Here is a 26160-nt window from a genome sequence, read left to right on the forward strand (position 1 = left end):
CGGGACTAGAAATTCTCGGACGAGATCTACGCAAGATCTTCAACAGAGGCGGACTCGTTGCGCGACAGGTTGATACCGAGGTTGGCAGCGGCACGCTCCAAGTCCTCGTCATCGCCGTCACGCATCTCGATCGCCGCGCCGTCGCTGGAGAGCACCTCAACGTTGAGGCACAGCGACTGCAGCTCCTTGAGAAGCACCTTGAACGACTCCGGAATACCGGGTTCAGGGATGTTCTCGCCCTTGACGATCGCCTCGTATACCTTCACGCGGCCGACCGTGTCGTCGGACTTGATGGTCAGCAGCTCCTGCAGCGTGTAGGCAGCGCCGTACGCCTGCATGGCCCAACATTCCATCTCACCGAACCGCTGACCACCGAACTGCGCCTTACCACCCAGCGGCTGCTGGGTGATCATCGAGTACGGACCGGTCGAACGGGCGTGGATCTTGTCGTCGACCAGGTGGTGCAGCTTCAGCATGTACATGTAGCCGACCGTCACCGGGTACGGGAACGGTTCGCCACTGCGGCCGTCGAACAGCGTCGCCTTGCCGTCGCTGTCGACCATGACGTCTCCGTCACGGTTGGGCAGCGTCGAGCCGAGCAGTCCGGCCAGCTCCTCTTCGCGGGCACCGTCGAACACCGGGGTGCTGACGATGCTGTCGACCGGGGCCGAGTGCAGACCCTCGGGCAGCCTGCTCGCCCATTCCGGCGTTCCCTCGGCCACATCGATGTTCCAGCCGGCCTTGGCCACCCACCCGAGGTGGGTTTCCAGGATCTGGCCGATGTTCATACGACGCGGCACACCGTGGGTGTTCAGGATGATGTCCACCGGGGTGCCATCGGGCATGAACGGCATGTCCTCGACGGGCAGGATCTTGCCGATGACGCCCTTGTTGCCGTGGCGTCCGGCGAGCTTGTCGCCGTCGGAGATCTTGCGCTTCTGGGCCACGTACACGCGGACCAGCTCGTTGACGCCGGCCGGCAGCTCGTCGTCGTCCTCACGGGAGAACACGCGGATGCCGATGACCTTGCCCGACTCACCGTGGGGCACCTTGAGCGACGTGTCGCGGACCTCGCGGGCCTTCTCACCGAAGATGGCACGCAGCAGGCGCTCCTCCGGGGTCAGCTCGGTCTCACCCTTCGGGGTGACCTTGCCGACCAGGATGTCGCCGTCGCGGACCTCGGCGCCGATGCGGACGATGCCGCGCTCGTCGAGATCGGCCAGCACCTCATCGGAGACGTTCGGGATGTCCCGGGTGATCTCCTCGGCGCCCAGCTTGGTGTCGCGGGCATCGATCTCGTGCTCTTCGATGTGAATCGAGGTGAGCACGTCCTCTTCGACCAGGCGGTTCGAGAGGATGATCGCGTCCTCGTAGTTGTGGCCCTCCCACGGCATGATCGCCACGAGCAGGTTCTTGCCCAGGGCCATCTCACCGTTCTCGGTGCACGGACCGTCGGCGACGACCTGGCCGGCCTCGACACGCTGCCCGGCGTCCACGATCGGACGCTGGTTGGCGCAGGTGCCGTGGTTGGACCGGGCGAACTTGCGCATCCGGTAGGTGTGCCGGCTGCCGTCGTCGGCCATCACGGTGATGTAGTCAGCCGAGACCTCCTCGACGACGCCCGCCTTCTCCGAGACGACGACATCGCCGGCGTCGATCGCGGCACGCAACTCCATGCCGGTACCGACCAGCGGCGCCTCGCTGCGCACCAGCGGAACCGCCTGGCGCTGCATGTTGGCACCCATCAGGGCGCGGTTGGCGTCGTCGTGCTCGAGGAACGGGATCATGGCGGTCGCGACCGACACCATCTGGCGCGGCGAGACGTCCATGTAGTCCACGTCGGACGGGGCCACGTTCTCGACCTCGCCGCCCTTACGGCGCACCATCACGCGGTCTTCGGTGAAGCTGCCGTCGACGTCGATCGGCGAGTTGGCCTGCGCCACGACGTGGCGGTCCTCCTCGTCGGCGGTCAGGTAGTCGATCTGGTCGCTGACCACACCGTCGATGACCTTGCGGTACGGGGTCTCGATGAAGCCGAACGGGTTGACCCGGGCGTACACCGACAGCGAGCCGATCAGACCGATGTTGGGACCCTCAGGGGTCTCGATCGGACACATGCGGCCGTAGTGGCTGGAGTGCACGTCGCGGACCTCAAGGCCGGCACGTTCACGGGACAGACCGCCGGGGCCCAGCGCCGACAGGCGACGCTTGTGGGTCAGACCCGACAGCGGGTTGTTCTGATCCATGAACTGCGACAGCTGGCTGGTGCCGAAGAACTCCTTGATCGCCGCCACGACGGGACGGATGTTGATCAGGGTCTGCGGCGTGATCGCCTCGACGTCCTGAGTGGTCATGCGCTCACGCACGACGCGCTCCATGCGGGAGAGACCGACCCGGATCTGGTTCTGGATCAGCTCACCCACGGTGCGGAGACGACGATTACCGAAGTGGTCGATGTCGTCCACCTCGACCGGGACCTCGACGCCGCCGGGGACGGTCATCGTGGTCTGGCCCTCGTGCAGACGCACCAGGTACTCGATGGTGGCGACGACGTCTTCCTCGGTCAGAGTCGACGACGTGATCGGCTTGCCGGCGTTCAGGCCCAGCTTCTTGTTGACCTTGTAGCGGCCGACGCGGGCCAGGTCGTAGCGCTTCTCCTTGAAGAACAGGTTCTCCAGCAGGGTCTGCGCGGACTCCTTGGTCGGCGGCTCGCCCGGGCGCAGCTTGCGGTAGATGTCCAGCAGCGCCTCGTCGGGACCGGCGGTGCTGTCCTTCTCCAGGGTGCCCATCATGATCTCGGAGAAGCCGAAGCGCTCCACGATCTGCTCGCTCGTCCAGCCCAGCGCCTTCAGGAGCACGGTGACCGGCTGCCGACGCTTACGGTCGATGCGGACACCGACGGTGTCGCGCTTGTCGACGTCGAACTCCAGCCACGCACCGCGGCCCGGGATCACCTTGACGCTGTGCAGCGTCTTCTCGGTGGACTTGTCGATGCTGTCGTCGAAGTACACACCGGGAGAACGCACGAGCTGGGACACCACGACACGCTCGGTGCCGTTGATGATGAAGGTGCCCTTCTCGGTCATCATCGGGAAATCACCCATGAAGACCGTCTGGCTCTTGATCTCACCGGTGTTGTTGTTGATGAACTCGGCCGTGACGAACAGCGGAGCCGCGTACGTCATGTCCTTGTCTTTGCACTCGTCGACCGGCGCCTTGACCTCGTCAAAGCGCGGGTCGGAGAAGCTCAGCGACATCGAGCCCGAGAAATCCTCGATCGGCGAGAGCTCTTCGAGCACCTCTTCGAGGCCGCCCTTGGGGTCGGTCTCACCGCGATCAACGGCCTTCTGGCGCCATCCGTCCGCTCCGACCAACCAGTCGAAGGAATCCGTCTGAACGTCCAGAAGCCCCGGAACCTCAAGCGGTTCGCGGAGCTTGGCAAAGGAAACTCGGTTCGGTGCTCCGGGGACGGAGTTATTGGTGTTAGCGTTCGCTGTGCTCTGGCTAGAGACTGCCAAGATGCATCCTTCCAGCACCTCATGCGACTTTCGAAAAGGCCAGCAAGAGCCGTCCTTCTGGGCCGCGATTCTGCGTCGGTTCGGCTGACTGTTTCCTACTTCAGCTCGTCCAGAACCCCATACGCACGGCACTAAGGACTAGGTGCTGAGCAATGCTCAGGCTAGAACTACGATGTGCAGGTCAGATGAGATGGGCAGGATGCAGCCAGCGCAACGTCCAACAATAGCGCAGAACGGCGCATTCCTCAACCACCACACATCCACTGTATGAAACGGATCACCTGGCGCTGGCTGGCGTCCCTAAACCCGTCACACATGCTGCCCAACAGATTGGCCTGTCCATGGCCTTCCGTCAAGTGCTCACACGCGGTTTCGTGTGGGAGATTTCCGGACCGCGCGGCAGCTCTGGCAACGGCTGGTAGAGCTTCACCTACGCCGCGCCGAAACGCGCCAGGAGCGCTGCGCCCACCTGCGCCGGAACGAGCTGTTCGGCAATGATCAGCCCGGCCGCCACCCCTCGCACGGAGACGTGAAACGCGCAGTCGGCGTGCCGGATGCGTTTGATCGAGCCGAGCTCCAGCGTTTGCAGGTAACCACCGAGCCGCAGGCCGATCCGCTGAGGCCCGAACTCGGCCTCGATCGGAGTGCCCGGCGGAATCAGCCGGCGGAATCGCGTCGGCATCCCCCAGTACATGAAGTACCCGACCAAGCCGACGGCAACGACCATCACCACGACGGCCGGTAACACCGAGGAAGCCGTCAACCCCCCGCCCTTCAGCGAGGTCATGACCAGCGTCAACAGCGGGATACCGACGGCCGACGCAAGCGCGACCCCCGCCTCGGTGCTGTGTCGAGCCGCTGCGGCCAGTTGGTCGGCCAATCCGACGCCGGCAATGCCCGCGGTGCGGGTCACCTGGTCGAGCCCGGCGCCCGGTTGCGCACCGGACACCGTCGGCTGCGTCCGCGGCGGATTCATCGCGGCTGCGCGTGCATATCGGCTCCTGGTGTCCACGAGACAAGTCAGGCCGGACCCTCGGGGTCCGGCCTGACTTGTTCGAAACTCAGCTCTGGTGAGGCACCTCGATGGCGCCGGTCGGGGCGTCGTCCTCGACCGGGCGGTGGTGGCGCGCGGTGGGCTCGTCGCCGAACTGGTGCACCGGCAGCTTGTGCGTGCCCTCGAGGTCGTCGAGGATCGCGGCCTGCGCTGCGGGCGGCAGGGTGTGCAGGATCTCCCGCACGCGGGCCTGGCGGCGGCCCACGGCCTTGCGTTCCGGCATACCGGGAGTCGCCATCAGCTGCGGCGGCACACCCTCGATCTCCTCGACACCGCCGTCGTGCTGGCCGGCGTCGATCATGGCCTGCTCGGCGGCCGCGGTCGCCTCGTCCTTCTCCTCAGACATACCGATCGGCCCAATACGGCGACCGTTGAGGAACTGCTTGACGACGGGCTCCTCGCTGGTCAGCAACACCTCGCGGGGGCCGAACATGACCAGCTGCTTGCGGAACAGCATGCCGATGTTGTCGGGCACGGTCCGGGCGATGTTGATGTTGTGCGTCACGATCAGCACCGTGGCGTCGATCTGCGCGTTGATGTCGATCAGCAGCTGGCTCAGGTAGGCGGTACGGACGGGGTCCAGACCGGAGTCCGGCTCGTCGCACAGGATGATCTTCGGGTCGAGCACCAGGGCGCGAGCCAGGCCGGCGCGCTTGCGCATACCGCCGGAGATCTCGCCGGGGAACTTGTGGCCGTCATTGGGCATACCGACCAGGTCGAGCTTCTCCATGACGATGTTGCGGATTTCGCTCTCGCTCTTCTTCGTGTGCTCGCGCAGCGGGAAGGCGGTGTTGTCATAGATGTTCATCGAGCCGAACAGCGCGCCGTCCTGGAACAGCACACCGAACAGGGTGCGGATCTCGTAGAGCTCCTTGGCCGAGCATTCAAGAATGTTGGTGCCGTCGATGACGATCGAGCCGCGCTCGGGACGCAGCAGGCCGATCAGGGACTTCAGGAACACCGATTTGCCGGTACCCGACGGGCCGAGCAAAACGCTGACCTCACCCTCGGGAACCGTCAACGTGACGTCTTCCCAAATCTTTGACGATCCGAAAGATTTGCTCAGTCCCGTCACATCGATCTGGACGCCCATAAAGATCCTTCCGCCTACGGCTCACCCCGCCACCTGCTGCGGCCTGTGGCTTGAGTCACCATAGCGCACGGGGCACCGCCCACACATGCTTGTCTCCCAATATTCGGGAGTACCCGGACCCGGACCGAATCAATCCAGCTCATACAAGCAAAGAACCCCCGAATCCGTGGGGATTCGGGGGTTCTTGCGGTCCAGTTTTGGACTACTTGACGGTGACGCTGGCGCCGGCAGCCTCGAGCTTGCCCTTGGCGTCCTCGGCGGCCTCCTTGGAGACCTTCTCCAGCAGCGGCTTGGGAGCGCCGTCGACCAGATCCTTGGCTTCCTTCAGGCCCAGGCCGGAGACGATCTCGCGGACGACCTTGATCACGCCGATCTTCTTCTCGCCGGCACCCTCGAGGATGACGTCGAACTCCGACTGCTCCTCGGCGGCCTCGGCGGCGGCCGGGGCGGCACCGGCGGCGGCAACGGCGACCGGAGCAGCAGCGGTGACCTCGAAGACCTCTTCGAACTGCTTCACGAACTCAGAGAGCTCCAGCAGGGTCATTTCCTTGAAAGCGTCGAGCAGTTCGTCGGTGGACAGCTTGGCCATGTTTATGGTCCTTCCTGATTTTTCTTACAGATGTTGGGTGGTTTGTGCGGTTGCGGTTACGCGACAGCGATTGCGGTTAAGCAGCCTCTTCGGCAGCCTTCTTCTCCTGCAGCGCCGCGGCGAGGCGGGCCATCTGAGAAGCGGGCGCGTTGAACAGGCCGGCGGCCTTGGACAGGTTGCCCTTCATGGCACCTGCCAGCTTGGCGAGCAGCACCTCGCGCGACTCGAGGTCGGCGATCTTCTCGACATCGGCGACGGACAGCGCTTTGCCGTCCATGTAGCCGCCCTTGATGACGAGCGCCTTGTTGTCCTTGGCGAACTTCTTGATCGCCTTGGCGGCGTCAACGGGCTCACCCTTGACGAACGCGATCGCCGTGGGACCGGCGAACAGCTCGTCGAGACCTTCAATGCCGGCTTCGGAAGCGGCGCGCTTCACCAGAGTGTTCTTGGCGACGGTGTACGAGGCGGAGTCGCCGAGGGAACGACGCAGCTCAGCCAGGTTCGCCACAGTCAGCCCGCGGTACTCGGTGACGACGGTGGCCGTCGACGCCTTGAACTGCTCAGCAATGTCGGCAACCGCCGTGGCTTTATCAGCCTTGGCCATGCATGCCTCCTTGTGGTGGGTATCGGGCGCTCCACCAACTTGGGGCCGTGAAATGACGAACGCCCCGACGCAGATAGGTCGGGGCGCAGATATACCCAGCACGAAACTGGTCTAGCCTCGTCCTCCTGCGTGGGCCGCCGGGACATTTCCCGGACCTTCAACCGATTGCTCGGTGACCGACGGTCTTCGGTGGAACCCGACCAGAGTAGCCGAACACCTACCAGTCAGCCAAAACGAGCACGCTCGCCGCGCCTCAGCACCCGCCGGCCAGCACCAGGCAGACGAACGCGGCCGCGAGCAATCCGACCCTCAACCAGTGCAATCGGCCCCAGCGGCGGACCAGTTCGTGGAACTGCCCGGGGTCCTCACCGGCGTCGTTACCGCCGAATCCCGCCGCGACGCGGTTGTTGATCGGTACGAGCGTGGTGAGGGTCAGCAGAATGACCAGCACCATCAGCACGACCGGCGCGATGAGCAGGGGCGCGGGACGGAACACCGCGGCGGCGATCATCAGCGCCACCGCTGCCATGTACCAGAACGGCATCGCGGTCCCGAGGATCTTGGCGCCGGTTCCGCGCGCCTGCCGATAGGCGGCGTCGGGTAGCCGATGCAGGATCGGGTTGGTGAACGCGGCGACCCCGAACTCGACGCCCAGCAGCGGCCCGGTGACGATGACGGCGAGAATCTGAACGATTTCCTTCACATCATCGAGCCTGGTCAGTAAGCTGCCAAAAAACAAGGTACTGACAAATTAGTCAGCATATGAAGGGCCGGAGATGGCGGTTTCCAAGAAAGAGGTCGGCGACTGCCCGATCGACGCGACACTGTCGGTCATCGACGGGCGCTGGAAAGGCACCATCCTGTGGCGGTTGGCCGACGGGCCGATGCGCACCGCTGAGTTGCGCCGCAGCATTCCCGACATCACCGAGCGCATGCTCATCCGGCATCTGCACGATCTGGTCGACGCCGGGATCATCGACCGCCACGATGCGGGCACGGTGCCACCGTGCGTGCACTATTCGATCTCCGAATACGGCAAGACGCTGGGCCCGGTGCTAGGTGCGTTGTGCGAGTGGGGTCGCACCCACATGGAGATTCAGAAGCGGAAGCGTCAGTCACGCGCCAGGGCGGCCGCACCGACCAGGCCTGCGTCCCCGCCGAGTTCGGCCGCCACCACCCGGAGCCCGCGCAGGAAGTCCAGCCCGGCGTAGTCCGCCAGCGCCGCACGGACCGGGTCGAACAGCAATGTCCCGGACTTGGCCACTCCCCCGCCGATCACCACCAGGTCCAGGTCGCATACCGCGCCCACCGAGGCGATCATGGCCGCCACCGCGCGGGCGCCACGCTGAAAGGCCTTGATGGCCAGCTCATCTCCGTGATTTGCCGCGTCGCCCAGCGCCTTTGCGTCAGTGCCGGACCAGCCCTGTCGGCGGGCCCAGCGCACCATGCTCGGCCCCGATGCGATGGTCTCGACGCAGCCGTGCCCGCCGCAGGTACACAGCTCACCGCCGTCGGGCGCGACGACGACGTGGCCGACGTGCCCGGCGTTACCGGTGCGGCCGTCGTACGGTGCGCCGTCGAGAACGAGCCCGCCGCCGACCCCGGTCGAAACCACCATGCCGAGCAGGAACTGCGCACCCCGGGCGGCCCCGCACCACTGCTCTCCCAGCGCCATGCACAGCCCGTCGCCGCCGAGTCGCACCGGCAATCGGGCAACGCCGGCAACCCGCTCGACGATCGGAAAGCGTTGCCACTCAGTGATATTGATCGGGCTTACGGTGCCGTTGGGCAAATCGATCGGCCCGGCGGAGGCGACGCCGACGCCGGTCGCGGCTCCGTCCGCGGCCCGCATGGTCTCGCCGAGCAGCTTCTCGACGACAGCCCACACCGTCTCGGCATCACCGTCCGGGGTCGGCAGCTGGGCCCGATGGACCAGCTTTCCGTCGGGATCCACCAGGCCGGCGGCGATCTTGGTGCCGCCGATGTCGAGCGCCAGGGTCACCGGCTGAGTCAGGGTCACGTTGGGCATTCCTAGTGTTTGTGCGTGTTGTCCGGCTGGCGGGGATCACCGGGGTGTTCATACCCGGGGGCGAGTTCCACCAGGGCGGCGCATCGCGCATCGAGCCACTGCCGGTAAGCCTGCCTTCGAGCGGCCGCCCGCAGGTGCGCGGCGATCCGGTCGTGGACCTCGTCAAGGGACGGTGCGACAGGACCCGCGCGCCATCCGTGCGCCCCGGCCTGTGTCTCGGCGAAGCGCAGCGGATTGCGTGCGTGATATCCGGCCACCTCTGCGTCCGAAACATCGACCGCCGCAGTCACATCCGCGAACACCGCCCGGGCCAGGGGGGTGCCCAGCGTGGCGGCGGCGACACTGCCGATCTCCAGCCGGGCCGCGGTGTCGGGGAGCACCTCACCCAGAGCCGGCACACCATCGGAACACAGTCCGCGCGCGGAGGCCTCGCCGTCGACCACCCGTTCGGCCACCGCCAGTTGAGTCAGCCACCGACGCAGCTGACGCCCCTCGCTGGTTCCGGGGCGCGGCAGCGCCGAGACCTGGTTTCCTGCTCGCAGTGTTGCCTCCCTCTCGTCGATCTCCTTGATCGACACCGGTTTTCCGGCCACCTGCGCCACCCAAGCCACCTGGTTCATCGCACCGTGACCTTCACCGCAGGCGAGTAGATCAGCCGCCCGGCACAGCCCACCCGGATCAACGCCCACCACTGGCCCGGCTCGACCCACGATGGCGGCGCGACGTCGAACCCGATCTTGGCGGTACCACCAGCGGGCACTTCGACACCCACCGCCGCAGGCCCCATCCATTCCCACGTTCCCCACGGGCTGATGAGGTGCGCCTCAGCGGTCAGGTCCGCGAGTGCGTCGGTGCCGATCGTGATCGACAGTCGCGCGGTCTCACCGGCCTTGACGTCGACGGCATGTGGATCGGACACCAGCTTGAGCACCTGGGCGCTGGTCTCACCGATCGTGACGACGCAGACGTCCTCGACCACCTGCCGCCACGACGGAGGCAGGGCCGCACCCCCACCGGTCACCACGAGTTCGGCGCGCAACGGGTACAGCCCGGGCCCGGCCCCGGCCGGGATGCTCAGCACCACATCGGTTTCCAGGTGTTCCCCGGGCGGCAGCACATAGGGCAGCTCAGCGGGGTGCACCTCCCACCCGGGCGGGGCGGACAACCTGACCCGACCGTGCAGCGCGTCGTCGGTGCAGTCGCTGGCCGCGGTCAGGCGCACCACGACGTCTGTACCAGGTTGCCCGGCAGTGCTTTCGGGGTGCAGGTATGCGACGGCAGGCAGGCCACCCAACGGAGCCGGACCGCGATTGTGCAGCCAGTACCTGGCATACAACGGCTGCGCCGCCTCGGCTTCCGGCGCCAACCTCCGGTGCTCGGCACGCACCACCTTGGGCAGATTGAGCTGGGTCGACACCGTGGCGATCTGGTAGCCGTGCAGCCTCAGATCCGAAGGCTGCTCGGGCGCCGGCTCCTCCAGCAGGTTCAGGTTCGCGGCGGCCGAGACCGCGCGCAGGCCGGAGCGGAGCGTGACTTCTGCGGAACTACCGGTGATCTCGACCAGACGCGCGGTGACCCCGTCGACCGGATCGGCACTGCGCACGCTGCCCGACGCCAGCGGATTACCGGCCGCCTTGAGTGCACCGAGTTGCACCGACCCGGCGGGCTCGATCTCCAGCAGCGATCCCCACGCCGGCAGCCCGCCACCGGCGTCCGAGTCGACGACCACCGGCTGCAGCGGCCGGTTGAATTCTGCGGCGCTGGGTGCGACCCCCGCGGCCCGCCAGTCACCGGCACCGCTGACCAGTGCGTAGTCGAATGTGTGTGTCCAATGCTGCAGTTGGAAGTTGGATCCGTCCGGTGCCGTGCGCCGTGGCGGGTCGATCCAGGTGCCGGACGGCCAGCCGGTGCAGGACCGCATGAGTGACGTGTGCAGGGTGCCGTCCGGCTCGACCGCGAAGCTCGGCACACCGCGGTTCAGCAGTGCCACGGTGCGGGCCTCGAACGGCTCGGCCGCCGCGGGAGCCTGTTGGGTGACGGCGATTTCGGCCTGCCCCAGCTCATCGACCACCGCATCGAGGTCGCCGGCCAGGATCAGCACCGGCAACGTGCGCACGCCGCGGAGATCGGCGCCGGGCACCCAGTGTTCGATCAACGGCGCGGCGGCAGGCACCCACACCCGAGCCGATCCGGTGGCGTCGATCTGACGTTTGAGCTCATCGGTGTAAGCGACGTCCGCTTCGGCGAGAACAGCTTCGGTGAACGGGTTTTCATCCGGACCGCCGAGAGCGAACCGGGTGTCGGGCAGGTTGGAGTCGACGCTGAGGTCGCCGTACCGCGGCTTGTCGGCGGCACTGCACGTGGCGGTGACGCCGGCCCGCACCAGGGCCACCATCAGATCGCGGGGGTTCACACCGTCGGGAGCGACCACCTCGGCCACCGAGACCGCCCGTACCGCCGCGCCGATGCGCACCCGTACCGCCGAGGACAGCCCGAACCAACCGTAGGCCGGGTTGTCCAGCGTCCACGGGTGTTGCGCGGCGTCAACGGCGTGATGATCCGAACCGTCGTGCAGCAGCCCGAATCCGCGACCGATCACTGCGTCGCCGACTTCGCTCACCGGCAGCGCGCCGGGTACCGGGCAAGGCCACCGAAGCCGGACCAGACGGTCCGCGCCGACGAATTCGTCGATGACGGTGCGGCATTCGACGCGGTCCACACCGGACCAGAGCGTGATGATCTGGGTGTAGCGCAACAGGTCTGGAATGCGGCCTCGCACGATCACCCGCTGCCCGAGTGGGCTCTGATAACACTGCACGTCGTCGGCCGGGCCGGCCGAGGAGCACACCACCGGCCCCGTGGGCAGCAGGTGCCAGGGCCCTTCCCCGGCTTGGGGGTGGGCCGAATACTCCTCGTAGACGGCCAGTTCGTTGCCGACGCCGCCGGCGGCGATGAGCTCGCGCCCGTCGTCCACAAGCGAGCACACCGCCCCGCCGCGGGCCGCGTCGACGCGCAGCCGGTAGCGGTCGTTGGCGATCTCGTCTCCGGCCAGCGGTTTCCAGCCGCGCGCCGTCCCGGAGACGAACCGGTAGGACCGCCAGCCCAGTGACGGCACGTCGCGGGCCAGCCAGCTCACCGTCGCGCCGTCATGCTCGACCAGCACGGGCACGTCATTGCCGTCGCTGTCGAGCACCGCACCGGAGAACGGTTCGTCCAGATGCACCGTGACGATGTCGGTCCGGTTGTGCGCCACCGCGTTCCACACGACTACTGACCCATCGACCGCCTCCGACAACAGGCCCAAGGCGTTGTCCCGAGCGGTGACGCCCAGCTCCCAGGCATCGCGCCAGCCGGTGAGCAGGTCGAGGTAGACCTGGTCGGATTCCGATCCGGTGATGGCGTCGTGATGCGCTCCGTAAGCCAGCTGCACCCACGCCTTGGCCATTGCCGCCTGCGGATAGTCGGCGCCGCCGAGCAGCCCGGCGAACACCGCGAACCGCTCGGCGTCGAGCACCGCATCCTCTGCAGCCCGGTTGGCCTGCTTGGTGTCGATGTAGGAGACGTCCTTGCCGGTGTAGATCGGGTTCATGTCGCGGGTCTGCGGGGACGGCGTGATCCCGCGCTCGTCGATCTCGGCCCGCACCGCGCTGAAGAACTCCGACGGCAGCGCGCACACGAACTTCGGCCAGACGTAGCGCGAGTTCCAGTCGCGGTGGATCTGGGTTACCCATTTGTTGGGCGGGGTGTAGTCGGTGCCGACCGGTAGGAGCACGTTGCGGGTCAACGCAACTCGCTTGAGTTTGGTGAACAGCGTGTAAGTGGATTCCTCGGCCTCGGCCAGTGATGCCGAGGAATCCATCCACCATCCGGCCGAATAGTGCGCAGGCATGTAGTGCGTGAGAAGCCCTCGGCCCGAGGGCGCGATCCACTCGAACTCGCTCGCGAACTGCATGCGCTCGGGGTCGCCGTCGTTCTGCATGGGACCCCACTGGTGATGCGGCCCGCGGGCCCACGAACTGGAGGTCAGGCCGACGTCGGCCGCCATCCCGGGAAACTGCGGGTCGTGCCCGAACACGTCGAGCTGCCAGGCGGTGGCCGGGTCGGCACCCAGCACGTCACGCTGAAAACCCATGCCCGCCACAAAGTTCCGGATCGCGGTCTCCGGGCTCGTGAGGTTGGTATTGGGCTCGTTGTAGGTGCCGCCCATGATCTCGACGCGGCCCTCGGCGATGAACCGGCGCAGATCGGCCCGGTCTCCGGGTCGGGCGTCCCAGTAGGGCTTGAGATAGTCCACCTCGGCCAGCACGAACTTGTACTCCGGAACACGGCGGGCCATTTCCAGGTGTGCGTGCACCAGGTCGAATCCGTTGGTCTGCCGGCACTGACCGGGCGGGTCCTCCGTCCACACGCTGGTGTAGGCGGCCTGGGTATTCCACCAGACAGGGTCGTAGTGGAAGTGGCTGATCATGTACATCGTCCAGCCCGGCTCCGCCACGGTGAACGCGAAGTCGGTGGAGCCCACCCGGGCGCGCCGGATCTCGCCGGGCACACCCCGCTCGACGTCCACCGGTACCTCGACGGCGCCGTCGCCGGGCGCGGCGATCGCCTCACCGGAGAGCCCGTCCCCGCTGACCCGCACGGGCGTCGGCGAGGCACAGGCCTCGTATCGCACCCGAACCAGCTGCCGAGGGGCATCCTCGGGCCCGGCAAACAGCTCCGTCGTCTCCACTGACGTGACGTGCATCTGCAAAACCCTACGACGTCAAGGCACCGAAATGTCGACGACCAGCGCCCGATGATCCGAAATCGGTAAGTGCGGCGCAGCGTATGCGGCAGCGGCCAGCGTGGGGTCGTCGGTGAGGATGTGGTCGAGTTGCGTGGTCGGCGTGTCGGCAGGAAACGTCGGGGCGGCCCCGAGCGGCCGCCAGTGCTCCGGCGCGCCCGAGTTCAGGTCCCCCATGAGAATCCTCGGGCCCGGGAAGCCACCCAGATCCCGCACGAGATGCCGCAGTTGCACCCGGTTCCACCCCGGCACGAACGACAGGTGGGTATTGGCCACCGAGATCGCGCCGAGTGGCGTATCGACGCGGGCCACCATCGCGGCCCGGGGTTCTTCGTGGACGATCCGGAACCGGCGGATCCCCGAGACGTACATCGGGAACCGGACCGGTATCCGCGGGAGCCGCAACACCTGCCAGTTCTCGACCGGGTACCGGGTGAGCAGGGCGATGCCGTAGGCGGCGGTGCCGGGTTGTTCGCGGCCGGTGGCGGCCATCCAGGTGGCACCGGGTGTTCCGGAGATCGCGGCGACGAACCGGTGGTGCACGGCGTTCATCGCGTCAGCGGCCACGGCGGTCAGGTCCGCCTTGCCCGAGCGCGGCTGATCCAGGTCGACTTCCTGCAGAGCGAGGATGTCGGCGTCGAGTTCGGCCACCGCGGCAGCCAATCTGCCCAGGTCGACGTCGCCGTCGTGGACACTGCGCCCGTGCAGGATGTTGAAAGTCGCCAGCCGCATGGGTACTCAGTACCCACAACCGCGCCGGCTCCACCATCGGCGCCCGACAGACCCGGGATCACACATGCTCGACCGCAACGACGCCCTTCGTGACGCACTGAAGCGCGCCGCGGCGGCGTTCAAGGCGCACGGGCCGCAGTTCGCGCTCGCCGGCAGCTACGCGCTGTGGGTCTACGGCGCGCCCGAACCCGTGCACGACGTCGATTTCGTGGTCGCGGAGGCCGACGCCGAGGCGGCCGAGGTGACGTTGCGCAAAGCCGGGTTTCAGATCGTGCACGTCCCCGAGGACTGGTTGTTCAAGGCCTATCCCGACGATGACGTCCTGGTCGACGTGCTCTACCAACTCAACGGGGCCTCGGTGGACGCGGCGACGCTGCGATCCGCCGAGGTGCTCGACGTGCTGGCGATCCGGATGCCGGTCCTGCCGCCGACTCTGGTGGTGTCGGAGAAGCTGTTGTCGCTCAACGAACACCACTGCGACTTCGCGGCGCTGTTGCCGGCGGCCCGTGCGGTGCGCGAGCAGGTCGACTGGGATGCGGTGCGGGTCACGACAGCCGACAACGACTTCGCCGCCGCGTTCCTGGAGCTCGTCGACCGGCTCGGCATCACGTAGTCCGCTGCGAGGCGGCGTGCAGGCGGGCGGCAACAGCACTGACGGCCGTCGCCACCTCGGGTGGTTCGAGCACCTCGAAGTCGTAGCCCACGGTGGCGAAGTACAGCACCATGCGTTCGGAGTCGTCGGCGCCCGCGGTGACGATGCAGGCGTCGGGTCCGTCGGCCTCGACGGTGGCTGATGCCGGTGGAAACTTTTGTGCCACAACCTCTTGCGGGGCGTGGTAGCGGACCCGGGCGCTGTAGCGGTACGGCGAGGCGCTGATCGAGCGGCGCACGTAGTCGGCCGCGTCCGGAGCCTCGCGTGGCACGAACGTGCTGCCGCGGGCCGCCACCGCCGACATCCGGTCCAGCCGCAGGCTGCGCCAGTCTTCGCGGTCACGGTCATAGGTCATGAGGTACCAGCGCCGTCCGGTGGTCACCAGTTGATAGGGCTCCAACCGCCGCTGGGTGTGATTGCCGCGGATGTCGGTGTAGTCGGCGCTGACGTGTTCGTGGTCGCGGCAGGCCCGGGCCAGGGTCATCAGCACCTCGGGTTCCACGGGCGCGTCCGACGAGTTGGGGGCCAGGGTGACGGTCGCGTCGTGCACCGCCGAGACCTGCGAACGCAATCGCGCGGGCATGACCTGGTCGAGTTTGGACAGCGCCCGCAGTGCGGCTTCGCCGACGCCTGCGACGCTTCCGCCGGCGGCCAGCCGCAGACAGACGGCCATCGCGACGGCCTCGTCGGGGTCGAGCAGCAGCGGCGGCAGCGCCGCACCGGCGCCGAGTTGATAGCCCCCGCCCTGGCCCTTGCTGGCGTGGACGGGGTATCCGAGTTCGCGCAGCCGCTCGATGTCACGGCGGACGCTGCGCGTGGTGACGCCGAGGCGGTCAGCCAGTTCCTCACCCGTCCAGGCCCGGCGCGACTGCAACAGTCCGAGAAGCTGCAGTACGCGGCCGGTGGTTTCAGTGCTCACGGCCATGCAAGAAGTGTGCCGCACTTTTAGGACCGAATCTGTCCTATATGCATGAAACGGTAGTCCTATGTGGACAAACCTCCTCGCCGACCAACTGGACTTCCATTGGACCCATCAACTCAGGCCGCGTCTGGACGGCCTGACCGACGACGAGTACTTCTGGGCACCGGTCAAAGACTGCTGGACTGTTCACCCCGACGGCGCTGTCGACTTCAGTTATCCACCGCCACAACCGGAACCGTTCACCACCATGGCGTGGCGCCTGGCGCACGTGATCGTCGGGGTGTTCGCGATGCGCAACCACTCGCACTTCGGCGGGCCGCCGGCTGACTACGAGTCCTGGCCTTACGCCACCGATGCGGCCACGGCCCTGAAACAACTCGACGACGCCTACCGACATTGGATCGACGGGGTCAGAAGCCTCGACGACGATGACCTGAAGAAGCCGTGCGGGCCCGCGGAGGGGCACTACGGCGATGAGCCGATGGCCGTACTTGTTCTGCACATCAACCGGGAGGTAATCCACCACGGCGCCGAAATCGCCTGCATCCGTGACCTTTACGTGCACTCCAACCAAACGACCCACAACAGCTGAGGAGAACTGAGCCATGCCAGGAATGCCCCCACCCGCCGGCGACGAACGTCAGACCCTGATCGATTTCGTCGCCTTTCAGCAGAACGCCTTCTTAGCGGTGGCGCACGGCCTCACCGATGAGCAGGCGCGGTCAACCCCGTCGGTCAGCGCGCTGTCGGTCGGCGGTCTGATCAAGCACGTCACCGCCGTACAGAAGGGCTGGGCCGACCGCGCCGAGTATGCACCGCAGTTCCCGCCGCCGGATCCCCGTCCGTTCGAGGAACAGGCGGCCGACTACGCCGATCTGCACGTCATGCGTGACGACGAGACCCTCGCCGGTCTACTCGAGGCGTTCAAGGCCCAGAATGCCGAGACGCTGCGGGTATTCGCCGAACGGGATCTGGACACCGCGGTCCCGGTCCCCCATGACGTGCCGTGGTTCCCCCAAGACGTCGACCACTGGTCGGTGCGGTGGGTGGCCATGCACCTGATCGAGGAACTCTGCCGGCACGCCGGGCATGCCGACATCATCCGCGAATCCATCGACCGCGCAACGATGTACGAATTGCTGGCCGCCGAGGAGCAGTGGCCCGAGACCGAGTGGATCAAGCGCTGGCGGCCCGCCGAAGTCTGATGGATCTGAGCAATCAGCGGCCCAGGACCAGCCGTAGCGCGTAATCCACCACGGCCTCAAGGTCGTCGCCCAGGTTCCCGCCCAGCCACTGCTGGGCAAGCTCGGCCATCGCCCCCGTGTACATGGCCGCGCCGACCTGGGCGGCGACCGGGTCCGAACCCGGATTGAGCCGGCCACCCTCGGACAGCACGGCCTCGCGCAACAGGTCCTGGGTGGCCGCGCGTCGCGCGGCCAGCACCGGGTTGGCCCTGGCGTCGGTGAACAGCACCCGGCCCCGACGCGGGTCGGCCGAACTGAAGCCCAGTACGGCGGCGATTCCGGCCCGGGTTCGGGCCGGCACTGAATCTCCAGCCCCGGCCATCGCGGCGTCGACATCGGCCGCCAGGGCCGCGTTCACCTGGTCGTACACCGCACCGAGCAGGTCGTCGGTGTCAGCGAAGCTCTCGTAGAAGTAGCGGGTGTTGAGGCCGCATTCGCGGCAGACCGAGCGCACCGAGGTCGCGGCTTCCCCACCGTCCCCGAACAGCCGGAACGCCGCGTCGACGAGCAGTGCGCGACGTTCGGCACGGCGGTCCGTCAGCGGCACGCCGGCCCATCGCGTAGGACTGGACATTCCCTCAGCCTAAGTCTGGTCACACCCGTACCCAAAATGTATTCTGGCTACGGACGTAACCAGAAGGGGGTCCACGGTGGACATGCCGCACCAGGTGCTCGAGCAGATGCTGCAGCGGAAGTTCGACAAGGACATTCGTCAGCACTACTTCCGTGGCATGGAGTTCGCCGGGCCGGCAGGCGATCCGGGCTGGTTCGGCCCGGGCAGCGCCGTCTGGCATGTCCACTCCCACACCGAGGCGTTGATCTTCGGTCTGCAGTGCGCGGCCTACATCGAGCGCCTCGATCCATCGATCTACTGGATGGGCATGCACCATTCGCGCCTGGTCAAGCGCGACGAAAACGGCGATGCAACCGGGGCCGGAGTACCTCAGATCGACCCGCAGGGCGCAGCGGTGCGACTGGGCCACTCCATCGCGTTCTTCATCGGCACCGCCTACGGCAATACCGAAACCGCCGAACGGGTGGCCAAGACCGTGCGCGCCATGCACCACACCATCAAGGGCACCCGCCCCGACGGCGCGGCCTATGACGCCGACGATCCGGACTGGCTGCGCTGGAATTACGCGACCGTGGTGTGGGGGCTGGCCACCGCGCACGAGATCTACCATCCGAACCCGTTACGCGGTAAGAAACTTGACCGCTACTACCAGGAGTTCATCCGCGTCGGACATGCGTTGGGTGGCACCGACCTGCCGGAAACCAAGGCCGAGACGCTGGACTGCCTACACTCCTACCTGCCCAAGTTGGCGCTCACCCACGGGGCCGCGATGGCCACCGGCCCCAACCTGCCGATGCCACAGAGCGCCGTGGACTGGGCGATCCGTGACACCATGCCGAAGTGGGCCAAACAGCTGATCGGGCACACCGATCCGAACCCGATCGAGCGCGCGGGCCGGCGCGCCATGGTGTGGTCGATCATCAATGGACTACACACCGCGGCGGGCCCCACCTTGGAGTTCCGGGCAGCGCAGAAACGCGTCGCCGCAGGCACCACCATCCCTCATACCGAGCCCACTTACCTACCCGGGAGCGACCCGGTTCTGAGCCGCGAAGAGATCGAAGAAAGGTTTGCGTCGGTGTGACTCACGGCACAGATGTTTTCGGGCGCACGGTGGCCTTTGAGACACTGCAGCTATGAGCACTACGCCGCCGAAAACCAAGCACCGCGAGGTCGCCAGGTTGAGTCGGGTGCCGTTGCCCGTGGAGGCCGCCCGGATCGGGGCCACCGGATGGCAAATCACCCGCACCGGAGTCCGGGTCGCCGCCAACATGTTCGGCAAAGGGTCGCTGCAGCAGAAGATCATCAAGCAGGTGCCGCAGACCTTCTCTGATCTGGGTCCCACGTACGTCAAGTTCGGCCAGATCATTGCGTCCAGCCCCGGCGCCTTCGGTGAGCCGCTGAGCCGCGAATTCCGCAGCCTGCTCGACCGGGTGCCGCCGGCCGACACCGATGAGGTGCACAGGCTGTTCGTCGAGGAACTCGGCGACGAGCCGACGAACCTGTTCAAGAGTTTCGACGAGAAGCCGTTCGCCTCCGCCTCGATCGCGCAGGTGCACTTCGCCACGCTGCACACTGGCGAGGAGGTGGTGGTCAAGATCCAGCGCCCGGGGATCCGCCGCCGCGTCGCCGCGGACCTGCAGATCCTCAAGCGTGGCGCCCAACTGGTGGAGCTGGCCAAGCTGGGCCGCCGGCTGTCGGCGCAGGACGTGGTCGCCGACTTCGCCGACAATCTCGCCGAGGAGCTCGACTTCCGGCTGGAGGCCCAGTCGATGGACGCCTGGGTGTCACACATGCACGCCTCTCCGCTGGGCGAGAACATCCGGGTACCGCAGGTGTATTGGGACCTGACCAGCCCGCGGGTGCTGACGATGGAGCGGGTCACCGGGGTCCGTATCGACGACGTGGCCGCGATCCGCAAGAAGGGCTTCGACGGCACCGAGCTGGTCAAGGCCCTGTTGTTCAGCGTGTTCGAGGGCGGCCTCAAACACGGCCTGTTCCACGGCGATCTGCACGCGGGCAACCTCTACGTCGACGACGACGGCAAGATCGTGTTCTTCGACTTCGGCATCATGGGCCGCATCGACCCGCGTACCCGATGGTTGTTGCGCGAGCTCGTGTTTGCCCTGCTGGTCAAGAAGGATCATGCGGCAGCGGGCAAGATCGTGGTGCTGATGGGGGCCGTGGGAACGGTGAAACCCGAGGCGGAGGCCGCCAAGGACCTGGAGAAGTTCGCTACCCCCCTCACGATGAAGTCGCTCGGCGATATGTCCTACGCCGAAATCGGCAAGCAGCTCTCGGCACTGGCGGATGCCTACGACGTCAAACTGCCACGCGAACTGGTGCTCATCGGCAAGCAGTTCCTCTATGTCGAGCGCTACATGAAGCTGCTGGCGCCGAAGTGGCAGATGATGAACGACCCCCAGCTCACCGGGTACTTCGCGAACTTCATGGTGGATATCGGCCGCGAACACAAAGACAATGCCGACGGGAACGAGGCCTGAGTGGCCGGGATGAGGGTGCGGACCGGGTTCGCCAAGTCGTCCGCCGAACCCGGCGACGTCGACGTCTACTACGAGGACATGGGTGACCCGAACGATCCGGCCGTGCTGCTGATCATGGGTTTGGGCGCACAGATGCTGTTGTGGCGCACAGGTTTCTGCGAAAAGCTGGTCAACCAGGGTTTGCGGGTCATCCGGTACGATAACCGCGACGTCGGCCTGTCCACGAAGCTGTCCGGCAAGCGGGTGGACTCCCCGCTGCCGCTGCGGATGGCCCGGTCGTTTCTGGGCCTGCGCAGCCCGTCGGTCTACACGCTCGAAGATGTCGCAGATGATGCTGCCGCCCTGCTCGATCACCTCAACATCGACACCGCCCACATCGTCGGCGGCTCGATGGGCGGGATGATCGCCCAGGTGTTCGCCTCCCGGTACGCACAGCGCACCAGGACACTGGCGGTGATCTTCTCCAGCAACAACCAGCCGCTGCTGCCGCCGCCCGGCATCAAGCAGCTGCTGTCGGTGATCACCGGCCCGCCCGCCAGTTCATCGCGAGAAGCCATCATCGACAACGCCGTTCGGATCAGCAGGATCAACGGCAGCCCCGGCTATCCGACTCCGGAGGAGGAGATCAGGGCCCAGGCCGCCGAGCTGTACGACCGCGCCTACTACCCGGCCGGGATCGCCAGGCATTTCGATGCCATCCTCGGCAGCGGCAGCCTGCGCCACCACGACAAGCGGATCAGTGTGCCGACCGTGGTGATCCACGGTCGCTCAGACCGGCTGATGCGCCCGTTCGGGGGCCGTGCGGTGGCCCGCGCGATCGCCGGTGCCCGCCTCGTGTTGATCGACGGCATGGGCCATGAGCTCCCCGAACCCGTGTGGGACGAGATCGTCGGCGAGCTCAAGACGAACTTCGCCATTGCCACCTGATCTCTGCATCTTCAACGTTAATTGCTTTGCCGGGCACCGGAAAGCTCGGTAGCTGGCCGAACTGCCTCTACGCTTCACTGGAAGCAGCCTGGGGGGGCGGCTAGGTCAAGAAGTGGCATAGCGCAGCTCTCGCCAGTGGGCCTCCTCCCGATAGGTGCCGCATGGCAAAACAACCGGAGCAACTCAAACCCCATTTCGACGATGTACAAGCCCATTACGACCTGTCCGACGATTTCTTCGCCCTGTTCCTGGATCCGACCAGGACATACAGCTGCGCGTACTTCGAACGCGACGACATGTCGCTGCAGGAAGCCCAGTTGGCGAAGGTCGACCTCGCGTTGGGCAAGCTCGGCCTCCGACCGGGGATGACCCTGCTCGACGTCGGATGCGGTTGGGGCGCAACGGTTATGCGCGCGATCGAACGCTACGACGTCAACGTCGTCGGCCTCACGCTCAGCCGGAACCAGGCGACCTACGTGCGACAGCTGTTCGACGAATCCGACAGCCCACGCACCAAGCGGGTGCTACTGGCGGGCTGGGAAGAGTTCGACGAGCCGGTGGATCGCATCGTCTCGATCGGCGCGTTCGAACATTTCGGCCACGACCGCTATGACGACTTCTTCCGCTTCGCCCACGACGCCCTGCCCGCCGACGGCGTGATGCTTCTGCACACGATCACCGGATTGAAACCACAGCAGATCATCGACCGCGGGATGCCGTTGTCGTTCGAATTCGCCCGGTTCGTCAAGTTCATGGTGACCGAGATCTTCCCCGGTGGGCGACTGCCGTCGATCGAGATGGTCGAGGAGCACTCCGCGCGGGCCGCGTTCACCCTCACCCGGCGGCAGTCGCTGCAGTCGCACTATGCGCGCACCCTCGACATCTGGGCAGCCAACTTGGAGGAACGCCGCGAGGAGGCCGTCGCGATCCAATCGCAGGAGGTCTACGACCGGTACATGCGCTACCTGACGGGTTGCGCGAGCAGCTTCCGGACCGGGTACATCGACGTCAACCAGTTCACCCTGCATGTCGCCGCTTAATTTCCTTCGCTAACGAAGCGCAGCCGGTGCATTTCCGCAGGCACCGACCGACAAATTATCGCGTATCAGGCAAAATTTGTTTGCCGACGAAATTGATTGACAGTGGCGACAACAGGCCCGCGGTAGTGACCTGCGGTACCCTAAGATTCGCGGGGAGAACTCTACAGCTTGGAGCATATCGAATATGTCCAAATTGACACCGAAATATGAAGAACTCCAGTCGATCTACGACATTTCCAATGAATTCTACGAACTGTTTCTAGGCCCCACGATGGGTTATACGTGCGGCTATTTCGAGCGCGAGGACATGACCGGCGACGAGGCCCAGATCGCGAAGTTCGATCTGGCGCTGGGCAAGCTGGGCCTCGAACCGGGGATGACGCTGCTGGACATCGGCTGCGGCTGGGGCGCGTGCATGGCGCGGGCAATCGAGAAGTACGACGTCAATGTCATCGGTCTGACACTGAGTGGCGAGCAGCGTGAATACGCCATCGAAAAGCTCTCCAAGGTGTCCACCGACCGCAATGTCGAAGTTCGCCTGCAGGGCTGGGAAGAATTCGACGACAAAGTCGACCGCATCGTGTCGATCGGCGCCTTCGAGCATTTCGGATTCGAGCGTTATCCGGCGTTCTTCGAGACGGCCTACAACTCGCTGCCCGACGACGGCACCATGTTGCTGCACAACATCACGGGATTCGACCTTCGCCAAGGCCAGAAGCTCGGCCTGCACATGACGTTCGAAGACGCCCGGTTCGCCCGGTTCATCATGACCGAGATCTTCCCCGGCGGCCGGCTGCCCTCGGTGTCGATGGAGGAGGAACGAGCGACCGAAGCCGGGTTCAAGGTCACCCAGCTGCAGGAGATCGGGCCGCACTACGTCCGGACGCTCAAGATCTGGGCCGACGCGCTCGAAGCCCACAAGGACCAGGCCATTTCGATCCAGGGTCAAGAGGTCTACGACCGCTACGACAAGTACCTCAACGGCTGCCAGAAGTACTTCGCCTCGGGTCACATCAGCGTCCATCAGTTCACGCTGCAGAAGTAGTCGGAAGCAATCTCGCGCGGCCTGTCGCATCCCGGCACCGTCGTTCGTCGAATAGGTAGAGAGTGGAACAGACGGTTCTCACTCGCTGACACCGGGAGACGACGATGCATTACTTCGCACTACTGATCAGTCGAGACGTGGAACTCGCACCCGACGAGCGGGCCGAGGGCATGGCCGCGTTCCAGGCTTTCCACGCCAAAGCGGCAGCGGCGATCCGGGCGGGCGACGCGCTGGACAAGCCCGCCGCCGCCACCCGCATCACCGGTGGGCCGGACAATCCGACGATCACCGACGGCCCGTTCGCCGAGGGCGCCGAGGTGGCGTGCGGCTACTACGTGTTCGAGGCCGACAATCTCGATGAGGCCCTTGCGTTGGCCCGCGACATCCCAGTCGCCCAGTTCGGTGCGGTCGAGGTGTGGCCGATGGTCCATTGGCAAGCGCCCGAACAGCCGCTGGGCAACGATTGGCTGGCATTGCTCTTGGAGCCGCCCGAGGACGTCAACACGCCGGGCACCGACGAGTGGAACCAGCAGGCGGCCAAGCACGGCGAACTCGCCAAGACCATCGGCGACAAGACCCTTGCCGGGGCGCCGCTGCATCCGCCGTCGACCGCAACCACCGTGCGGGTGCGCGACGGTAAGGTGGTGCTGACCGACGGGCCGTACATCGAAGGGGCCGAGGTGGCCAACGGCTTCTATGTGCTGCGGGCCGCCGATCGCGACGAAGCGGTCAAGCTGGCGTCGATGATTCCGGCGTCAGCCATCGAGGTCCGCCAGTTGGCCGGGGTTTCCGGCCTGTAGTCGCCGATGATCCAGCTGGACGGCGTCTTTCGGCGCGAGTGGGGCCCGGCCGTTGCCGCGCTCGCACGGTGGTCGGGCGATCTCTCGGTGGCCGAGGACGCCGTCCAGGAGGCCTGTGCGCAGGCACTGCGGGTATGGCCGGCCGACGGCGTGCCCGCCAATCCCGGTGCGTGGCTGACCACGGTGGCCCGCAATCGGGCATTGGACCGGTTACGGCGTGAATCTGCCCGTCCCGGAAAGGAACTCGCAGCGGTGTACGAGGAGGTGAACGCGTCGGGCGGTGACGGGGAGCTGCACCCGGTGCGCGATGACGAGCTGCGGATGATGTTCACCTGCGCTCATCCCGCGCTGGACCGCAGCTCGCAGCTGGCCCTGACACTGCGGCTCATCTCGGGGCTCACCGTCACCGAGATCGCCCGCGCCCTGCTGCAATCCGACACCGCGGTCGGGCAACGGATCACTCGCGCCAAGAACAAGATTCGCAATGCCAACATCCCGCTGCGGGTTCCGCCGCCGGAGCTTCTGGAGGAGCGCACGCCGCACGTACTCGGCTGTATCTATTCGGTGTTCACCGAGGGCTACTGGTCGACCGGTGGGCCGTCGGCGATCCGCGACGAGCTGTGCGACGAGGGGGTGCGGCTGGCGGGTGAACTGTGCGCGTTGATGCCCGGCAACCGGGACGCGCACGCGCTCTCCGCCCTTGTGCTGCTGCATGATTCGCGCCGCCGTACCCGGGTGGACGAGGGCGGTGCGTTGATCCCGCTGGATGAGCAGGACCGTAGCCATTGGGATCGGGGGCGTATCGCGCGGGGTCTGGAGCAGTTGCGGTTGGCCGAGGGAGCATCCGGCACGTACCTTCCGCAAGCGGTGATCGCGGCGCTGCATGCCACCGCGCCCACCTGGCAACACACCGACTGGGCCACCATCTGTCTGGCTTACGACCAATTGGTCGCGATGACGGACTCGCCCGTCGTTCGAGCCAATCGCGCACTCGCCGTTGGCTTTCGCGACGGCTTCGCGGCCGGGCTGGCCGCCCTCGACGAGGTGGCCGGCGATCCGCGGCTGGCCCGGACCAATGCGGTGGCACCGATCCGTGCGGATCTGCTGCGCCGGGCGGGCCGCTTCGAAGAGGCCCGGCGCTGGTACCGCATCGCACTTGACGGTGAAGCCGCCGGTTCCGAGCCGGCGCAGGTCTTCCTGCGGCGTCGGCTCGCTGAATGCGCCAACCCTTGATTGCCGAGCAGACGCAAAAGTGCCCCAAATCCGTAGATCTGGGGCACTTTTGTGTCTGCTCGCGCAGAGAAAATTACGCCTCGGTGAAGTTCCGGGTCACCGACGGGTCGACCGGGATACCCGGGCCCGTGGTGGTGGAGACGGTCACCTTCTTGAGGTAACGACCCTTCGAGGACGACGGCTTGGCACGCAGCACCTCGTCGAGGGCGGCGCCGTAGTTCTCGGCCAGCTTGGCCTCGTCGAAGGACGCCTTACCGATCACGAAGTGCAGGTTGGCCTGCTTGTCGACGCGGAAGTTGATCTTGCCGCCCTTGATGTCGGCCACAGCCTTGGTGACATCGGGGGTGACGGTGCCGGTCTTGGGGTTCGGCATCAGACCGCGCGGGCCCAGCACGCGGGCGATCCGACCGACCTTGGCCATCTGATCCGGGGTGGCGATCGCGGCGTCGAAGTCCAGGAAACCGCCCTGGATCTTCTCGATCAGGTCGTCGCTGCCGACGACGTCGGCGCCGGCGGCCAGTGCCTGCTCGGCCTTCTCACCGACGGCGAACACGGCGACGCGGGCGGTCTTACCGGTGCCGTGGGGCAGGTTGACGGTGCCGCGGACCATCTGGTCAGCCTTGCGGGGGTCGACGCCGAGGCGGATGGCGACCTCGACGGTGGCGTCCTGCTTCTTGGAGGAGGTCTCCTTGGCCAGCTTCGCGGCCTCAAGCGGGGTGTAGAGCTTGTCCCGATCGACCTTCTCCGCGGCTTCGCGGTATGCCTTGCTGTTCTTGCTCATTTGTGAAATCCAATCGTGTTCTTGGAGTCGTGGTGC

Annotated in this window: 24 protein-coding genes; 11 read left to right on the forward strand and 13 right to left on the reverse strand. The window is 66.3% G+C overall.

Features of this window, described 5'->3' with window-relative positions:
• Nucleotides 1–26: 26 nt before the first annotated feature.
• From rpoB to ACWEFV_RS19295, 6 genes are all read right to left on the reverse strand, one after another.
• Nucleotides 27–3536, reverse strand: coding sequence for a DNA-directed RNA polymerase subunit beta (gene rpoB / locus ACWEFV_RS19270; RefSeq protein WP_450071309.1), 3510 nt, complete (start codon nt 3534–3536; stop codon nt 27–29).
• 412 nt (nt 3537–3948) lie between these two features.
• Nucleotides 3949–4494: a hypothetical protein gene (locus ACWEFV_RS19275; RefSeq protein ID WP_450071310.1), complete on the reverse strand. Its 546-nt coding sequence runs from the start codon at nt 4492–4494 to the stop codon at nt 3949–3951.
• An 85-nt stretch (nt 4495–4579) separates the two neighbouring features.
• The gene (locus tag ACWEFV_RS19280; protein ID WP_450071311.1) at nt 4580–5665 is read right to left on the reverse strand and encodes an ABC transporter ATP-binding protein; all 1086 of its coding nucleotides are present in this window, start codon (nt 5663–5665) and stop codon (nt 4580–4582) included.
• A gap of 202 nt (nt 5666–5867) precedes the next feature.
• A complete protein-coding gene (gene rplL, locus ACWEFV_RS19285) occupies nt 5868–6254 on the reverse strand; it encodes a 50S ribosomal protein L7/L12 (RefSeq protein ID WP_135452819.1) in 387 nt (128 codons plus the stop codon).
• 76 nt (nt 6255–6330) lie between these two features.
• Complete coding sequence (gene rplJ, locus ACWEFV_RS19290; protein WP_135452818.1) at nt 6331–6858, reverse strand: 50S ribosomal protein L10; 528 nt, start codon at nt 6856–6858, stop codon at nt 6331–6333.
• 253 nt (nt 6859–7111) lie between these two features.
• A complete protein-coding gene (locus ACWEFV_RS19295; protein WP_450071312.1) occupies nt 7112–7561 on the reverse strand; it encodes a DUF1772 domain-containing protein in 450 nt (149 codons plus the stop codon).
• A 73-nt stretch (nt 7562–7634) separates the two neighbouring features.
• On the opposite strand from ACWEFV_RS19295, the gene ACWEFV_RS19300 reads away from it, so the two are divergent.
• Nucleotides 7635–8069: a winged helix-turn-helix transcriptional regulator gene (locus ACWEFV_RS19300; protein WP_135452816.1), complete on the forward strand. Its 435-nt coding sequence runs from the start codon at nt 7635–7637 to the stop codon at nt 8067–8069.
• Here the strand turns inward: ACWEFV_RS19300 and ACWEFV_RS19305 are convergent.
• Genes ACWEFV_RS19305 through ACWEFV_RS19320 form a run of 4 tightly spaced genes read right to left on the reverse strand, consistent with a single transcriptional unit; the run spans nt 7970 to nt 14402 of the window.
• Nucleotides 7970–8887 carry an ROK family protein gene (locus ACWEFV_RS19305; RefSeq protein ID WP_450071313.1) on the reverse strand — a complete coding sequence of 306 codons (918 nt, stop codon included), beginning with the start codon at nt 8885–8887 and terminating at the stop codon, nt 7970–7972. The two genes, ACWEFV_RS19300 and ACWEFV_RS19305, sit on opposite strands and share 100 nt — an antisense overlap.
• 2 nt (nt 8888–8889) lie before the next feature.
• Complete coding sequence (locus ACWEFV_RS19310; protein ID WP_450071314.1) at nt 8890–9507, reverse strand: DUF7158 domain-containing protein; 618 nt, start codon at nt 9505–9507, stop codon at nt 8890–8892.
• Nucleotides 9504–13631 (reverse strand): glycoside hydrolase family 38 N-terminal domain-containing protein, encoded by a 4128-nt coding sequence (locus ACWEFV_RS19315; protein WP_450071315.1) that lies wholly within the window; start codon nt 13629–13631, stop codon nt 9504–9506. The genes ACWEFV_RS19310 and ACWEFV_RS19315 overlap by 4 nt, the downstream gene beginning before the upstream one ends.
• 18 nt (nt 13632–13649) lie before the next feature.
• The gene (locus ACWEFV_RS19320; protein ID WP_167857737.1) at nt 13650–14402 is read right to left on the reverse strand and encodes an endonuclease/exonuclease/phosphatase family protein; all 753 of its coding nucleotides are present in this window, start codon (nt 14400–14402) and stop codon (nt 13650–13652) included.
• 64 nt (nt 14403–14466) lie between these two features.
• On the opposite strand from ACWEFV_RS19320, the gene ACWEFV_RS19325 reads away from it, so the two are divergent.
• On the forward strand, nt 14467–15015 hold the full coding sequence (locus ACWEFV_RS19325) for a nucleotidyltransferase family protein (protein WP_135452813.1): 549 nt from the start codon (nt 14467–14469) through the stop codon (nt 15013–15015).
• On the opposite strand, the gene ACWEFV_RS19330 is transcribed toward ACWEFV_RS19325, so the two are convergent.
• Nucleotides 15008–15979, reverse strand: coding sequence for a helix-turn-helix transcriptional regulator (locus tag ACWEFV_RS19330; protein ID WP_450071316.1), 972 nt, complete (start codon nt 15977–15979; stop codon nt 15008–15010). The two genes, ACWEFV_RS19325 and ACWEFV_RS19330, sit on opposite strands and share 8 nt — an antisense overlap.
• Nucleotides 15980–16040: 61 nt before the next feature.
• On the opposite strand from ACWEFV_RS19330, the gene ACWEFV_RS19335 reads away from it, so the two are divergent.
• Together ACWEFV_RS19335 and ACWEFV_RS19340 are read left to right on the forward strand one after the other, a co-directional pair.
• Nucleotides 16041–16568, forward strand: a complete 528-nt coding sequence (locus ACWEFV_RS19335) for a DinB family protein (protein WP_450071317.1) — start codon at nt 16041–16043, stop codon at nt 16566–16568.
• Between the two features lie 13 nt (nt 16569–16581).
• Nucleotides 16582–17181, forward strand: a complete 600-nt coding sequence (locus tag ACWEFV_RS19340; protein WP_135452810.1) for a DinB family protein — start codon at nt 16582–16584, stop codon at nt 17179–17181.
• Nucleotides 17182–17194: 13 nt separating this feature from the next.
• Here the strand turns inward: ACWEFV_RS19340 and ACWEFV_RS19345 are convergent, their stop codons facing one another.
• Nucleotides 17195–17794, reverse strand: coding sequence for a TetR/AcrR family transcriptional regulator (locus ACWEFV_RS19345; protein WP_135452809.1), 600 nt, complete (start codon nt 17792–17794; stop codon nt 17195–17197).
• Between the two features lie 76 nt (nt 17795–17870).
• On the opposite strand from ACWEFV_RS19345, the gene ACWEFV_RS19350 reads away from it, so the two are divergent.
• The 7 genes from ACWEFV_RS19350 (at nt 17871) to ACWEFV_RS19380 (ending at nt 25343) form a co-directional block, all read left to right on the forward strand.
• Complete coding sequence (locus ACWEFV_RS19350) at nt 17871–18878, forward strand: oxygenase MpaB family protein (RefSeq protein ID WP_450071318.1); 1008 nt, start codon at nt 17871–17873, stop codon at nt 18876–18878.
• 52 nt (nt 18879–18930) lie between these two features.
• On the forward strand, nt 18931–20298 hold the full coding sequence (locus ACWEFV_RS19355; protein WP_450071319.1) for an ABC1 kinase family protein: 1368 nt from the start codon (nt 18931–18933) through the stop codon (nt 20296–20298).
• 9 nt (nt 20299–20307) lie between these two features.
• The gene (locus tag ACWEFV_RS19360; RefSeq protein ID WP_450071413.1) at nt 20308–21225 is read left to right on the forward strand and encodes an alpha/beta fold hydrolase; all 918 of its coding nucleotides are present in this window, start codon (nt 20308–20310) and stop codon (nt 21223–21225) included.
• 161 nt (nt 21226–21386) lie between these two features.
• Entirely contained in the window at nt 21387–22265 is an 879-nt protein-coding gene (locus tag ACWEFV_RS19365; RefSeq protein ID WP_450071320.1) for a cyclopropane mycolic acid synthase family methyltransferase, read from the forward strand.
• A 184-nt stretch (nt 22266–22449) separates the two neighbouring features.
• Entirely contained in the window at nt 22450–23310 is an 861-nt protein-coding gene (locus ACWEFV_RS19370; protein WP_450071321.1) for a cyclopropane mycolic acid synthase family methyltransferase, read from the forward strand.
• A gap of 104 nt (nt 23311–23414) precedes the next feature.
• Entirely contained in the window at nt 23415–24110 is a 696-nt protein-coding gene (locus ACWEFV_RS19375) for a YciI family protein (protein WP_450071322.1), read from the forward strand.
• A 6-nt stretch (nt 24111–24116) separates the two neighbouring features.
• On the forward strand, nt 24117–25343 hold the full coding sequence (locus ACWEFV_RS19380) for an RNA polymerase sigma factor (RefSeq protein WP_450071323.1): 1227 nt from the start codon (nt 24117–24119) through the stop codon (nt 25341–25343).
• Nucleotides 25344–25416: 73 nt separating this feature from the next.
• Here the strand turns inward: ACWEFV_RS19380 and rplA are convergent, their stop codons facing one another.
• Entirely contained in the window at nt 25417–26124 is a 708-nt protein-coding gene (rplA, locus tag ACWEFV_RS19385; RefSeq protein WP_044516013.1) for a 50S ribosomal protein L1, read from the reverse strand.
• Between the last annotated feature and the right edge of the window lie 36 nt (nt 26125–26160).

Source organism: Mycobacterium sp. NPDC004974 (assembly GCF_053600815.1).

What these genes read in the sequence shown, in the direction of transcription:
- ACWEFV_RS19305 (WP_450071313.1), bottom strand. Translation starts at nt 8,887, where the DNA reads ATGCCCAACGTGACCCTGACTCAGCCGGTGACCCTGGCGCTCGACATC.
- rplL (WP_135452819.1), bottom strand. Translation starts at nt 6,254, where the DNA reads ATGGCCAAGCTGTCCACCGACGAACTGCTCGACGCTTTCAAGGAAATG.
- ACWEFV_RS19370 (WP_450071321.1), top strand. Translation starts at nt 22,450, where the DNA reads ATGTCCAAATTGACACCGAAATATGAAGAACTCCAGTCGATCTACGAC.
- ACWEFV_RS19310 (WP_450071314.1), bottom strand. Translation starts at nt 9,507, where the DNA reads ATGAACCAGGTGGCTTGGGTGGCGCAGGTGGCCGGAAAACCGGTGTCG.
- ACWEFV_RS19320 (WP_167857737.1), bottom strand. Translation starts at nt 14,402, where the DNA reads ATGCGGCTGGCGACTTTCAACATCCTGCACGGGCGCAGTGTCCACGAC.
- ACWEFV_RS19325 (WP_135452813.1), top strand. Translation starts at nt 14,467, where the DNA reads ATGCTCGACCGCAACGACGCCCTTCGTGACGCACTGAAGCGCGCCGCG.
- ACWEFV_RS19360 (WP_450071413.1), top strand. Translation starts at nt 20,308, where the DNA reads ATGAGGGTGCGGACCGGGTTCGCCAAGTCGTCCGCCGAACCCGGCGAC.
- ACWEFV_RS19365 (WP_450071320.1), top strand. Translation starts at nt 21,387, where the DNA reads ATGGCAAAACAACCGGAGCAACTCAAACCCCATTTCGACGATGTACAA.
- ACWEFV_RS19315 (WP_450071315.1), bottom strand. Translation starts at nt 13,631, where the DNA reads ATGCACGTCACGTCAGTGGAGACGACGGAGCTGTTTGCCGGGCCCGAG.
- ACWEFV_RS19275 (WP_450071310.1), bottom strand. Translation starts at nt 4,494, where the DNA reads ATGAATCCGCCGCGGACGCAGCCGACGGTGTCCGGTGCGCAACCGGGC.
- ACWEFV_RS19355 (WP_450071319.1), top strand. Translation starts at nt 18,931, where the DNA reads ATGAGCACTACGCCGCCGAAAACCAAGCACCGCGAGGTCGCCAGGTTG.
- ACWEFV_RS19330 (WP_450071316.1), bottom strand. Translation starts at nt 15,979, where the DNA reads ATGGCCGTGAGCACTGAAACCACCGGCCGCGTACTGCAGCTTCTCGGA.
- ACWEFV_RS19335 (WP_450071317.1), top strand. Translation starts at nt 16,041, where the DNA reads ATGTGGACAAACCTCCTCGCCGACCAACTGGACTTCCATTGGACCCAT.
- ACWEFV_RS19300 (WP_135452816.1), top strand. Translation starts at nt 7,635, where the DNA reads ATGGCGGTTTCCAAGAAAGAGGTCGGCGACTGCCCGATCGACGCGACA.
- ACWEFV_RS19380 (WP_450071323.1), top strand. Translation starts at nt 24,117, where the DNA reads ATGATCCAGCTGGACGGCGTCTTTCGGCGCGAGTGGGGCCCGGCCGTT.
- ACWEFV_RS19345 (WP_135452809.1), bottom strand. Translation starts at nt 17,794, where the DNA reads ATGTCCAGTCCTACGCGATGGGCCGGCGTGCCGCTGACGGACCGCCGT.
- ACWEFV_RS19375 (WP_450071322.1), top strand. Translation starts at nt 23,415, where the DNA reads ATGCATTACTTCGCACTACTGATCAGTCGAGACGTGGAACTCGCACCC.
- rplA (WP_044516013.1), bottom strand. Translation starts at nt 26,124, where the DNA reads ATGAGCAAGAACAGCAAGGCATACCGCGAAGCCGCGGAGAAGGTCGAT.
- rplJ (WP_135452818.1), bottom strand. Translation starts at nt 6,858, where the DNA reads ATGGCCAAGGCTGATAAAGCCACGGCGGTTGCCGACATTGCTGAGCAG.
- ACWEFV_RS19280 (WP_450071311.1), bottom strand. Translation starts at nt 5,665, where the DNA reads ATGGGCGTCCAGATCGATGTGACGGGACTGAGCAAATCTTTCGGATCG.
- ACWEFV_RS19340 (WP_135452810.1), top strand. Translation starts at nt 16,582, where the DNA reads ATGCCAGGAATGCCCCCACCCGCCGGCGACGAACGTCAGACCCTGATC.